The following is an 11,963-nucleotide window of genomic DNA, read 5'->3' as shown; positions in this document are numbered from 1 at the left end:
CATCAACCGGAGTCTTTTCCATCGGCCCTGCGAAGGGCACGCACTGGTTGGACTCTGTTTTTTGTTGGGGTTTGGCCGCCATGCTCGGGCGCTTTTCCAGCGTCCCGGCCGCGGCGACTTCTAAAACTTTACACACGTTTGTCCGTAGCAGCAACTCGGATTCCAGTGACGCCGGACTCCCGCCCTGGACCGGATCCTGATGGTCTTTCCGGGCGGCATTCCGGTGCTCCCCTGGGGGTGCGTTGCGGCACTTACCCCAGCCCGCCGGCGTCGTTATGTGGACACTGGCTGGGCGCCCACTATCCGCCGGCCGGGCCGTGTTCCCCGATGGTCCTGTCCCATTCAGCAGGCAGCAGGATTTCTTCCCGGCCCTCGAGCCCTGAGGCAGCGGCCTCGTCAGCGATCACCGTGACCCGCGGGTGCAGCTGGAGGATGGAGGCCGGGCAGTCCGCATCCACCGGGCCGGTCAGTGCCCGTTCCAGGGTCCCGGCCTTACCTTTTCCCCGCACAAGCAGCAGCAGATGCCGCGCACGCCGGATAGTCCCCAGTCCCTGCGTGATGCAGAAGCGGGGAACCTCAGTCAGCGAGGGAAAGAACCTGGCGTTGGCCCGCCGCGTTGTTTCCGACAGGCACTCGACGCGGGTGCGCGAATCCAGCGCCGAGCCGGGCTCGTTGAAAGCCAGGTGTCCGTTGTGCCCGATCCCCAGCAGCTGAAGGTCGACTCCCCCGGACTGTTCGAGCCGGTGTTCGAATGCGTCGGCCGCTTGGGCCGGATCCTCCGCACCTCCGTCCGGCACCGCTACGCGGCCCGGGTCCAGCCCGAGCGGGCGGACGACTTCCCTGTCGATGACGGCGGCATAGGACTGTTCGCTGCCCGCGGGCAGTCCTACGTACTCATCCAGGGCGAACGCCCGGACCCGGGACAAGTCCAGTCCGCGGGTCGCCAGGTGCCGGTAGGCGGGCAGCGGCGAAGACCCTGTCGCCAACCCGAGCACGGGTTCCGGCCGGTCCCGCAGCAGCACCTCTACAAAGGAGGCGCCGAGCGCGCCAAGCCCGGCGGCGTCGGGGACTGTATATAGGGCAAGTGTCACCGCGGTGCTCCGACTCCGGGGACAGCCCTGGCGCGGACCCTATATAGGGAGGGATTCTCCGGGCCAGCGAGGGGCGGATTCATCGGGGCTTCCTTTCGCGATACAAACGGGAGCAGACGGCGCGTCCTAACTCCCGTTCCAGCGGGTTTTCCAGTATCGCCCCGCACCCCGGGGAATGGCTCCCCGTCCCCCAAAGGTGCCCGGAAACGGCTGCGGGACGAGGCCTCGAATTTTCGGGTAGACTGGTTCCCGGCCCCTCATGTGGTGTCATCCTGTGAACTCCCCCAGGACCGGAAGGTAGCAAGGGTAAGCGGGCTCTGGCAGGTGCATGGGGGGTCTTTAATTTTTTGAGGAAGTGGAGTTTCCGCCGTGCCTGCCGCCGGAGGAAAAACCGTCAGTGCCAACCGATAGGCTTCTATCTGTGAGTACAGCCCTTTACCGCCGCTACCGTCCCGAGAGTTTCGCAGACGTGATCGGCCAGGAGCACGTCACGGAGCCGCTGATGGCGGCCCTGCAAAAGAACCGCGTGAACCACGCGTACCTCTTCTCCGGCCCCCGCGGCTGCGGCAAGACCACCTCTGCGCGCATCCTTGCCCGGTGCCTGAACTGCGCTGAAGGCCCCACTCCCGTTCCCTGCGGCAAGTGCGACAGCTGTGTTGAGCTGGCCCGCAACGGTTCCGGAAGCCTCGATGTCATCGAGATTGACGCGGCCAGCCACGGCGGCGTCGACGACGCCCGCGACCTCCGGGAGCGCGCCACCTTCGCCCCGGTCCGGGACCGCTACAAGATCTTCATCATCGACGAGGCCCACATGGTCACGTCCGCCGGCTTCAACGCCCTCCTGAAGATCGTCGAAGAGCCGCCGGAACACATCAAATTCATCTTCGCCACCACGGAACCGGACAAGGTCATTGGCACCATCCGTTCCCGTACCCACCACTATCCGTTCCGCCTCGTTCCGCCGGAACCGCTGCTGGCATACCTTGAAAAGCTCTGCACCCAGGAAAATGTTGCGGTAGCCCCCGGCGTCCTCTCCCTCGTCATCCGCGCAGGCGGCGGATCCGTGCGTGACACCCTCTCCGTCCTTGACCAGCTCATGGCCGGAGCAGGCCCCGACGGCCTGGACTACGAACTGGCTGTCTCGCTGCTGGGTTACACCCCCGTGTCCCTGCTCGACGACGTCGTCGACGCAGTTGCCGCCGCTGATGCAGCTACCGTGTTCCGTGCCGTGGACCGCGTCATCCAGACCGGCCAAGACCCGCGCCGGTTCGTCGAAGACCTGCTGGAACGCTTCCGTGACCTGATCATTGTCAACGCCATGCCGGACAGTGCAGCCACCGTGCTCCGCGGCATGCCCGAAGACCAGATCAGCCGGATGCAGACCCAGGCCACCCAACTGGGCAGCAGCGAGCTATCCCGCGCCGCAGACATCACCAACACCGCGCTGACGGAAATGACCGGTGCCACGTCGCCGCGGCTGCACCTGGAACTGCTCTGCGCCCGCATCCTGCTTCCGGCGGCGGACCAGGCCGAACGCGGAACGGCTGCCCGGGTGGACCGGTTGGAGCGCCGGCTCAGCTACGCAGGCGATCCCACCGAGGCGATGGGCCGCGCCGCGGCTGCAGCGTCTCCGGTGAACACCATTCCCGCCGCCGCACCCACGGCTTCGCAGGCCGGTTCGGCGCCTGCAGTAGACGAAGCTCCGTCGGCACCCCGGGGAATCGACGTTGCGGCAACCCCCGTCCCCGACACAGCAGCAGCAGCAGACACTGCTACTCCGGAAGCAGCACGGGAGGACACCAAACCTGCCGGAAGTTCCCTGGACTGGGGCGGCACCTGGTCCACTCCTGCGCAGGCACCTTCACCGGCTGCGCCGCAGGCCTCCGGACAGGATTCCAACGATTCCCGCCCTGCCGCCAACCGACCGGCCGAAGCGGCACCGGTATCCAATGCGGCGTCCTCCAACGGCGGCGCACCGTCCCGCCCGACATCTCCTCAGCAGGCCTCGGCCCAGCAGGGACCTTCACAGTCGGCGCCCGCACAGCAGGCCCCCGCACAGCAACGGCCGGCACCCGCCGGAGGACAGGGCGCCGCGGCCGGCGCCGGGCAGATCGAGATGATCCGCCGGGCCTGGCCGGAAATCATGGATGCCCTGACCAGCATCCGCCGTGCCACCTGGCTGAACGTCAGCAAAAACTCCAGCCCGCGCGCCTTTGACGGCAAGGTCCTTGAACTGGCCTTCACCAATCCAGGCGCTGCCACCAACTTCAACCGCCCCGACCACTTGGATAACCTGCGCAAGGCGATCCATCAGGTCCTGGCGCTGGACTGCCAGATCAATCCGATCCATGACAGCTCGGCGTCAGCGGGTGAGTCGGGCCCAAAAGCCGATAGCCGGCGACCGCCGGCATCCGCACCGGCCGCCAAGTCACCGGTAGCCTCGGCACCTGCTGCCCAGGTACCGGTGGCACCGGCCACGGCTGCCTCCCCCGCGCAGCAGGCCCAGGCAGTTTCCGCTCCGGCTACGGTTTCCGCTCCGATGGCGGCCCCCGCTACCCCGGTGGAAACCGCCTCCCCCGTCCAGACGGCGCCCGGCGCACAGGTGCCAGGACCCGCAGCGGGTGCACCGGTTAACGCGGCCACGGCTGCCCTCCGGCGACGTGCAGGCAACCCCGCCGGCGGTACGAACGCCGCCGCCGGAACTCCAACCGGTCCCGGAAACGCTGCCCGGGGCAACTCCGGCAGGAACGGCAGCACCGGCGGTCCCGCTGCCGGCCGTTCAGCACGGTCCGCCGGAAATCGTCCGTCGGATGAGCCGTGGCCGGACGAGCCGAGCGACCCGTTCAACGACGCGCCGGAAAGCAACGCCTGGGAAACCGCCGAGGCACCCGTGGATGTTTACTCCGGCGGGCACCTTTCGGACTCCGAGTGGGCCAGCACCGACTGGGCCGGCACCGGATCAACCTCCCGGCCGGGGTCCGCATCGGATCCCCGGTCCGGCGGCGCCTCGTCGTCGCCGGCGTCGGCGTCACCGGCACCGGGAACGCCGGCAGGTGCCCCCGCAGCGGCACGGCCGACGTCGGCCCCTCCCAGCGGATTGACCGCCGGGCCCGGGACCAAGACAGCACCGGGCAGCGGGCCAGGCGCAGCGGCGCCTGTGCGGACGTCCACTCCCCCGGCAGCGGCGGCCCCCGCCGCCGCGGGCGGTGCACCGAACCAGCCGCTAAGCCGCTACCAGAAACTGCTCAACGAAGCTGCCCAGCGCGGCGGCGGTGCCCCCGTCCGGGGAGGCCGGCCAGTAGACTCGACCTACGTCGAAGATGTTCCCAGCGCGGATGACATCACGCTTGAAGACTCCGGCATGGTGGGGCGTAAGGCGATCGAACGGATACTGGGCGGGCGCCTGATCGAGGAACGCAGCCTGGACGGACGCTAACCGCCGCAGGCTCCCCGCCCGGGGGCATCGGCAGCCGCCCGTAAGCGACCACCCGCTATAAACCCCGCTATAAACGCAGTCCAACCCAGCAGAGAAGGTTACGTGTACGAAGGTGCCGTTCAGGAACTCATTGATGAACTAGGCCGTCTTCCCGGCGTCGGGCCCAAGTCCGCCCAGCGCATCGCGTTCCACATCCTCGAGTCCGATCCGGATGACATGAAGAAACTGGCCACCGCCATTGTCACGGTCAAGGACCGGGTGAAGTTCTGCACCGTCTGCGGCAACGTCACGGAGCAGGAAACCTGCACCATCTGCCGGGACCCGCGGCGGGATCCGACCATGATCTGCGTGGTCGAAGAGTCCAAGGACGTGATTGCCGTGGAGCGTACGCGGTCCTTCCGCGGCCGCTACCACGTGCTCGGCGGGGCGATTAATCCCATCGCCGGCATCGGACCGGACCAGCTGCGCATCCGTGAACTGCTCAGCCGGTTGTCGGATGAACAGATCTCGGAAATCATCATCGCCACCGACCCGAACCTCGAAGGCGAAGCCACGGCAACCTACCTGGTGCGGATGCTCAAGACCCTGGGTATCAAGGTCACCCGTCTGGCCTCCGGGCTGCCGGTGGGCGGAGACCTCGAATATGCGGATGAGATCACCCTCGGCCGTGCCTTTGAAGGCCGCCGGAGCATGTCCTAGCCAAACCCCGGCGGACCGGCCCGCTGGACCGGAAATCGACCGACCGCTAGGCAATCCGGGTTCCGGCGGCGAGGTTACGGACCGGCGTCCGCAGCCTGAGCCTGCCCAGGAACACCAGCAGCGCGGCCAGCGCAGACTGGAGCGTGAGTCCCAGCGGCCAGATCGGCGGTACGTCGGGCTGGCTGGTCCCGCGGACGTCGCCGTTGACGCACGGCATGCTGTACTCCGGTCCGGCCTGGGCCAGGCGCACCGTGTCGCTGATCCCCTCCATTACTCCAGTGGCGGGAACCCCGTTCCCGTCCGGTTCCGCTGTGGAGGGAGTGGAATCGGCCACCACCACGAAGGGGTTCGCTGCAAGAATCCAGGCAATCCGTTCCGTGTGCGCAACGGGTATCTCCGTCAGCGGGCCCGAACATGTGTATTCCTCCGTGCCGTCAGCAGTGTAGGAGTAGGTTGAACTGTTGACCTTGACGGTCCCTTCGGTGAGGAAGCCGCTCAGCGCGAACGCGATCAGCGTGCCCAGCCCCAGCAGTGCGACCAGCATGTAGGTGACCACTATGGAGAACAGCGGCCGGGCGGCGAGAGCAGACACCCCCACCCCCACGGCACAGACGATTCCCAGTTCCACGGCCAGCATCACCACCGCAACCACTGCGGACAGCGGCTGGACACCGCCCAGGGCCAGCGCCCAGAGCAGGAAGGGAATGCTGGCGACCAGGAACCCCATGGACGCGACCCAGGAGGCCAGCCATTTACCGGCAAGGATCTGGCCGGGGCGCAGGAGGGTGATCTGGAGGACGGCCAGCGTGCCGGCGGCGCGGTCGCCGTTGACCGCATTGGCGGAAAGAGCCGGCGCCAGCAGCAGCCCGAAGAACAGGATGAAGCCAACCATCAGCTCATAGAGCACCGGGCCCTGCGGCCCGACTTCAGCGGAGGATCCCAGGGCCGTCAGTGTGGCCACCAGGCCGATCACGCCAAACCAGACAATCAGCAGCACATACCAGCTGCGGGAGCGCAGCCGCTGCTTCATTTCCAGGGCGAAGACCGACCGCACGCCGGACCAGAACCCAAGCGCGGGAGCAGGAAGTGTCTGCGTACTCATCGGCGGTCAGCGTCCAGACTCATGTAGGTCTCCTCGAGCGCGCCGCCGGCGGGGCCGAATGCGGTGACGGCGACGTCGGCCTGCACCAGTGACCGCAACAGCTGTGCTGCGGCGGTTTCGCCGGTCAGCCGGACCTGCACCTCGGGCCGGTCCGCTCCGCCCCGCTGGCGGTAGGGGATGTGGAACTCATCGATCTGCCGCAGCAGCGACCCGGTATTCAAGGACCGGATGGTGTACCAGCGTTCCTGTGCACCGGCGTCGGCCAGTGATTGGGTCTTCACCGTCTCGCCACGGGCCACGAAGACCGCCCGGTCCACCATTTCGTCCAGCTCCGACAGCACGTGCGAGGAGACCACCACCGTTTTCCCGGCGGCAGCGAGCCGGCGCAGCAGCACCCGCAGGTCAACCCGTGAGCCCGGATCGAGCCCGGACGCCGGTTCGTCCAGCAGCAGGACCGACGGGTCATGGATCAGCGCCCGGGCCAGGCTCAGCCGCTGCTGCTGGCCGCGGGAGAACACCCGGGCGGGCTTGTCCGCAAAGTCGGTGAGATGGACGGTCTCCAACAGCTCGGCAGCCCGCTCTCCGGCCGCGGAACGCTCGATGCCGTAGAGGCCGCCCACCGTCACCAGGATTTCGCGGGCGGTCAGGGAGCCCCAGGTGCCCAGGGTGTCCGGCATCCACCCCATCCCGGCCCGGACGTCGAGCGGGTTCTCCAGGGGATCGAATCCGTTGATCCGCACCGAGCCGCCGTCCGGGGCGAGCAGGGACGCAAGAATCAGCAGCAGGGTGGTCTTGCCGGACCCGTTCGGACCGATCAGGGCCGTGACTTCCCCTGCGGGTGCGGTGAAGTCCATCCTGCGGATTGCTTCGACGCGTCCGAAACTGCGCCTGATGCCCTCGGCGACCACACCGGTGCCGGTTCTCGTCTCCATGGCGCCCACCCTAGGGTCCGCCGTCGCCCCTGGGCGGCGCAGACTCGCCGGTGGCAGCAGGTTACGTCCGTATATTTCGGGAGTGCACGACGGCGGCGATAGACTTTCTGAACGGGCCTCGCGGGTGGTACCGCCCGCTTTTCCCTTGGAACACAGTTCCTGCCACGCCGAAGATGCCGGGCACAGCAACCACAACGACAGTGAAGAAAGCGTACGCATGAGCCTGATAGTGCAGAAGTTCGGCGGGTCCTCCGTGGCCGACGCCGAAGGCATTAAGCGCGTGGCCAAACGCGTGGTGGATACCCATGCCGCCGGAAACGAAGTGGTGGTCGTGGTCTCCGCCATGGGTGACAGCACCGACGAGCTGCTGGATCTGGCCGGCCAGATCACCACGCGGAGCAATGCGCGCGAAATGGACATGCTGCTCAGCGCCGGGGAGCGCATCTCGATGGCTCTGCTGGCCATGGCCATCAACGAGCTCGGCGGATCCGCGCAGTCCTTTACCGGCAGCCAGGCCGGCATGATCACCGATGCAATCCACGGCAAGGCCCGCATCATCGATGTGTCACCGCACCGGATCAAGACCGCCATCGAAAAGGGCGACATCGCCATCGTGGCCGGCTTCCAGGGCATCAGCCAGGAAAGCAACGACATCACCACCCTGGGCCGAGGCGGCTCGGACACCACGGCCGTGGCCCTGGCCGCGGCGCTGTCCGCCAACGTCTGCGAGATCTACACCGACGTCGACGGCATCTACACCGCCGATCCCCGGGTGGTTTCAAGCGCCCAGAAGATCGAGAAAATCTCCAGCGAGGAAATGCTGGAACTGGCTGCCTCCGGCGCCAAGATCCTGCACCTACGCTGCGTGGAATACGCCCGCCGGTTCGGCGTTCCACTGCACGTCCGTTCGTCCTTCAGTTCCCATGAGGGAACCTGGGTGCTGCCCAGCCCCGATGACAAAATCAAGATTCAAGAGGGAGAACCCTTGGAACAGCCCATCATCTCCGGCGTCGCCCATGACCGCTCAGAAGCCAAGGTCACCGTGGTGGGTGTCCCGGACATTCCCGGCAAGGCCGCGGAGATCTTCGGCATCGTCGCCGGCGCCAACTCCAACATCGACATGATCGTGCAGAACGTCTCCACCCAGGGCTCGGGACAGACAGACATCTCCTTCACGCTGCCCATCATCGACGGCAAGGAAGCCATCGACGCATTGACCGCCGCCAAGGAACAGGTCGGCTTCGACAGCATCGACTATGACGAGCAGATCGGCAAGCTCTCCCTCATCGGTGCCGGCATGCGCTCAAACCCGGGCGTCTCGCACCGCTTCTTCGAGGCCCTGCACCACGCCGGGGTGAACATCGACATGATCTCCACCTCCGAGATCCGGATCTCCGTGGTCACCAGCGCGAAGCTGCTGGACACGGCCGTGCGCGCGGTGCATGCGGCCTTCGGGCTCGACGGCGACAGCGAAGCCACGGTGTACGGCGGCACCGGGCGCTAGGGCCGGCCTAACCGAAACCAGGCACAAAAGAGGCCGGCACCCGCTGTGGTGCCGGCCTCCTGTGCTTCCCGAGGGCTTACTCGGGCTTGCGCGAAACGATGTAGCTGCTGCCGTCGGCGCGGGTCACGGTTTCCCACAGAGCTTTTTCCTGCGCCTGCTGGGACTTGAGCAGGGCCTGGTTCTCCTCCGTCATCGGATGATCCAGCGACCCCTGCTGCGCCGGTCCGAAGATCAGCCGCACCTTGCCCGTGGTCCGCATGAACCGGGTTACAAAGCTTTCCTTCTCAACCATGCTGCACCTTTCCAACGGGCATCCTGCTCCTATCGTACTAATGATCGGGCCCGTGGTTTCCGGCAGGCGGCGCCATCCGCGCCAACGGGTGACGGGTGTACGGCTGTCCGCGATAATGGAACGGTGATTGCTTCCGCCCGCCCCGTCGTCCTGCCTGAGGACCAGTGGCTTTCCCGCCAGGCGGCGCATGAAACCCGCGTCCGGCCCTTCACCGAAGGATTCCTTGCCCGGCGCTCGGCCGGCCGGAAACACCCGGTGGAGGATTTCCTCTTCACGTACTACTCCCAGAAACCCGGCCAGCTGCTGCGCTGGCACCCGGGTGCCGGCGTCGTCCTGACCGGTCCGGCCACAGTGGAACGCACGGCCTGGAAGTTCTACCGGACGCTGACAGAGACGGAGCGGGAAGCCGCGGGAATCGACGGCGGAACACCGGCGGTCACCGTGGATGTGGACGGGTTTGCCGCGGTGCGCGGCGATGCCCTCGGATTCACCACCATGCTGCTTTCCCGCACGGCCGCCAGGCGGCCGGTGCTGGGCTGCTTCGGCATGCATGAGTGGGCCATGGCCTACAAGTCCGAGGACAACGGGATCCGGCACGACTACCTGCAGCTGCGGCTCGGCGCCCAGGGCACCGACGAGCTGGTGGAGCGCAGCAAAATCCGCTGCACCCACTTCGACGCCTTCCGGTTCTACACTCCGGAAGCGGTGCCGCTGAACGAGCTCACGCCCACCCGCGAAAACCAGCGGGACCTGGAGCAGCCCGGCTGCCTGCACGCCAACATGGACCTGTACAAATGGGCGTACAAGCTCGTGCCGCTGCTGCCCAGCGAGGTGGTGATGGATGCCTTCGAGCTTTCCTGGCGCATCCGGGAAATGGACATGTGCGCCTCCCCCTATGACCTGGCTGACTGGGGTTACACCCCGATTGCCGTAGAGACGCCCGCCGGCCGGGCCCAGTACGCAGCCGCTCAACGCGGCTTCGCCGAGGAATCGCAGCAGTTGCGGGCCCGCATCCTGAGCCTGCTGGAACCCTTTGGAGAGCAGCTATGCAGCCAGAACCAAGCGGGCGGGTTATCCGTACCGGCGCCGAGACCTACGACCTGATTCTTCAACGCCGGTTCGCGGAACCGCCGGCAGCGGTGTGGCCCAGCTTCACCAGCCCGGACCGGACGGCCCAGTGGTTCGGCCGCTGGGAAGGAACCCCGGGAAGGGGCGACACCGTTGACCTGCAGATGCTCTTCGAAGAGGGGCTGCCCTGGAGCCGGGTCCGCATTGCAGACTGCGTTTCTCCGGAACTGCTGCGCCTGCTGGTGGAGGATGAATACGGCAGCTGGGACCTGGAAATCCGGCTCCGTGACGATCCGGCCGGGAGCGCACTGGACTTCATCCACCATCTGGAGGACCCGCAGGCCGTCTCCAGCGTGGGGCCGGGCTGGGAATACTATCTGGACCGGCTGCTGGCCGCCCGCAGCGGCGATCCGGCCCCGGACTTCAATGACTATTTCCCCAGCCAGGGACCCTACTTCGAGGCACAGGCAGAGGCGGCTGCAGACTCGCCCGGCCCTGCTTGACAGTGTTGGCTAGGCTGGTGGCTCCGCTACCAATGGAGGCCACTCTGTGCGCAACATCCAAGGAACCGTTCTAGTTCCCCTGCTGTTGTGCACAGCCGTTCTGTTAGCAGCCTGCGGCGGCAATGCCGGCAATTCCGGCAATTCCGCCGAGCCGCCGCAGTCCACGGAGTCCCCGGCATCCCCGGCGGAATCGCAGTCCCCGGCATCCCCCACGCCGTCCGCGGCAGCACCGGTCTCGCTGACCGTCGAATTCAAGGCGGACGGAACGACGACGAGCAGCACCTGGACCCTGCAGTGCGACGGCGCCGGGCCCCTGGCCGGATCGACCGTTCCGGACCCGGCCGGCGCCTGTGCCCTGCTCGCGGAACAGGGCACCGTCGCCCTCGCGGAGCCGGCGGCGGGCTTGATGTGCACCCAGGAGATCCGCGGCATGCAGCGTGCGCATGTCACCGGAATGGTTCGCGGCGAGGTCGTGGACACAACCTTCTCCCTGACTGACGGTTGCCAGATTTCCCGCTGGGAGCGGCTTACCGCCCTGCTGGGCCCCGCGGACGGCACCCTCTAGTTACCGGCGCACGCTTTCCCGGCGGGACAGGATCACCAACGTGCAAATGGGCCCCAGCACGGGAAATATCAGGCAGAAGAGAAGCAGTCCAAGCCGCTCCCCGGCAGTGACTGCGCTCGAGCGGGCCAGACGGATGACCGCCCACACCAGTAAAAGCAGCAGCCCTGCGGCGATGCCGGAAACCAGGAATGTCTCGGCGGCCGGGATGGTCGGGTTGGCGCCGTCATTCATGAGCCGCCGCCGTTCCGCTGGGCTCCTGCACGCCGGTGCGGTCCCGTTTGCGCCGCACATGCACCTGCTTCCGTATCCGGGCAACCACGTCGCCGCTGCCGTCGGTCACATCCACCGTGAACCATTCAAGGACCTTTTCCCCGCCCGCAGCCAGCTTGCGCAGCCGTTCGACGTCGGCCGGGTCCAGGACAAACTCGGCCCGCACCTCGCCCTTTCCCGGCTTCAGGAACTGAATTTCCGCGGCACGGTCCCAGACCACGTGGTCACGGCCGAGGTGGTGGAGCAGCATCATCATCCAGAACGGGTCCGTCATCGCGAACAGGGAGCCGCCGAAATGCACGCCGGCCACGTTCTTGTTCCACCAGTAGGACCGCAGCCGCACAGAGACACCCAGGTATTCAGGGTCCAATCGGGTGATCCGAATGCCGGTAAAGGCAAAGGGCGGCCACACGTTCATTAGCCGGCGAACCGTGGCCGGACTTGCTTGTAGGAGTCTCACGGCCCCCACTCTAACCAGAGGTAATCCAGCTCACACAACGG

The 11,963-nt window shown here is 66.8% G+C and carries 12 protein-coding genes and 1 other RNA gene; 7 read left to right on the top strand and 6 right to left on the bottom strand.

The window, feature by feature from the left end:
• Nucleotides 1-299: 299 nt before the first annotated feature.
• Complete coding sequence (locus tag NNX37_RS06645; protein ID WP_255791501.1) at nucleotides 300-1,091, bottom strand: glucosamine-6-phosphate deaminase; 792 nt, start codon at nucleotides 1,089-1,091, stop codon at nucleotides 300-302.
• A gap of 248 nt (nucleotides 1,092-1,339) precedes the next feature.
• Here NNX37_RS06645 and ffs point away from each other — a divergent pair.
• The 3 genes from ffs to recR all read left to right on the top strand — a co-directional run bounded on the left by ffs (nucleotide 1,340) and on the right by recR (nucleotide 5,226).
• Nucleotides 1,340-1,435, top strand: an RNA gene (ffs, locus tag NNX37_RS06640) — signal recognition particle sRNA small type.
• Between the two features lie 77 nt (nucleotides 1,436-1,512).
• The gene (locus tag NNX37_RS06635; RefSeq protein ID WP_255791500.1) at nucleotides 1,513-4,527 is read left to right on the top strand and encodes a DNA polymerase III subunit gamma and tau; all 3,015 of its coding nucleotides are present in this window, start codon (nucleotides 1,513-1,515) and stop codon (nucleotides 4,525-4,527) included.
• A 102-nt stretch (nucleotides 4,528-4,629) separates the two neighbouring features.
• Nucleotides 4,630-5,226 (top strand): recombination mediator RecR, encoded by a 597-nt coding sequence (gene recR / locus NNX37_RS06630; RefSeq protein WP_255791499.1) that lies wholly within the window; start codon nucleotides 4,630-4,632, stop codon nucleotides 5,224-5,226.
• 46 nt (nucleotides 5,227-5,272) lie between these two features.
• Here the strand turns inward: recR and NNX37_RS06625 are convergent, their stop codons facing one another.
• A complete protein-coding gene (locus NNX37_RS06625) occupies nucleotides 5,273-6,328 on the bottom strand; it encodes an ABC transporter permease (protein WP_255791498.1) in 1,056 nt (351 codons plus the stop codon).
• Nucleotides 6,325-7,260, bottom strand: coding sequence for an ABC transporter ATP-binding protein (locus NNX37_RS06620; RefSeq protein WP_255791497.1), 936 nt, complete (start codon nucleotides 7,258-7,260; stop codon nucleotides 6,325-6,327). The genes NNX37_RS06625 and NNX37_RS06620 overlap by 4 nt, the downstream gene beginning before the upstream one ends.
• A 217-nt stretch (nucleotides 7,261-7,477) precedes the next feature.
• Here NNX37_RS06620 and NNX37_RS06615 point away from each other — a divergent pair, with 217 nt between their 5' ends.
• Nucleotides 7,478-8,764, top strand: a complete 1,287-nt coding sequence (locus tag NNX37_RS06615) for an aspartate kinase (protein WP_255791496.1) — start codon at nucleotides 7,478-7,480, stop codon at nucleotides 8,762-8,764.
• 76 nt (nucleotides 8,765-8,840) lie between these two features.
• On the opposite strand, the gene NNX37_RS06610 is transcribed toward NNX37_RS06615, so the two are convergent.
• Nucleotides 8,841-9,056, bottom strand: a complete 216-nt coding sequence (locus NNX37_RS06610; RefSeq protein WP_255791495.1) for a hypothetical protein — start codon at nucleotides 9,054-9,056, stop codon at nucleotides 8,841-8,843.
• 126 nt (nucleotides 9,057-9,182) lie between these two features.
• Between NNX37_RS06610 and NNX37_RS06605 the strand changes: the two genes are divergently transcribed.
• Genes NNX37_RS06605 through NNX37_RS06595 form a run of 3 tightly spaced genes read left to right on the top strand, consistent with a single transcriptional unit; the run spans nucleotide 9,183 to nucleotide 11,192 of the window.
• Nucleotides 9,183-10,160 (top strand): 3-methyladenine DNA glycosylase, encoded by a 978-nt coding sequence (locus NNX37_RS06605; protein WP_255791544.1) that lies wholly within the window; start codon nucleotides 9,183-9,185, stop codon nucleotides 10,158-10,160.
• On the top strand, nucleotides 10,103-10,627 hold the full coding sequence (locus NNX37_RS06600) for an SRPBCC domain-containing protein (RefSeq protein WP_255791494.1): 525 nt from the start codon (nucleotides 10,103-10,105) through the stop codon (nucleotides 10,625-10,627). The genes NNX37_RS06605 and NNX37_RS06600 overlap by 58 nt, the downstream gene beginning before the upstream one ends.
• A gap of 46 nt (nucleotides 10,628-10,673) precedes the next feature.
• Complete coding sequence (locus NNX37_RS06595) at nucleotides 10,674-11,192, top strand: hypothetical protein (RefSeq protein ID WP_255791493.1); 519 nt, start codon at nucleotides 10,674-10,676, stop codon at nucleotides 11,190-11,192.
• Here NNX37_RS06595 and NNX37_RS06590 read toward each other — a convergent pair whose 3' ends face one another.
• Nucleotides 11,193-11,423: a hypothetical protein gene (locus tag NNX37_RS06590; protein WP_255791492.1), complete on the bottom strand. Its 231-nt coding sequence runs from the start codon at nucleotides 11,421-11,423 to the stop codon at nucleotides 11,193-11,195.
• A complete protein-coding gene (locus NNX37_RS06585; protein ID WP_255791543.1) occupies nucleotides 11,416-11,880 on the bottom strand; it encodes a DUF4442 domain-containing protein in 465 nt (154 codons plus the stop codon). The genes NNX37_RS06590 and NNX37_RS06585 overlap by 8 nt, the downstream gene beginning before the upstream one ends.
• Nucleotides 11,881-11,963: the final 83 nt, after the last annotated feature.

The sequence above is a fragment of the Arthrobacter zhaoxinii genome, from assembly GCF_024385505.1.
GTDB lineage: Bacteria > Actinomycetota > Actinomycetes > Actinomycetales > Micrococcaceae > Arthrobacter_B > Arthrobacter_B zhaoxinii.
The sequence above is the reverse complement of the archived record's forward strand: the minus strand, read 5'-3'. Positions and strand labels throughout refer to the sequence as shown.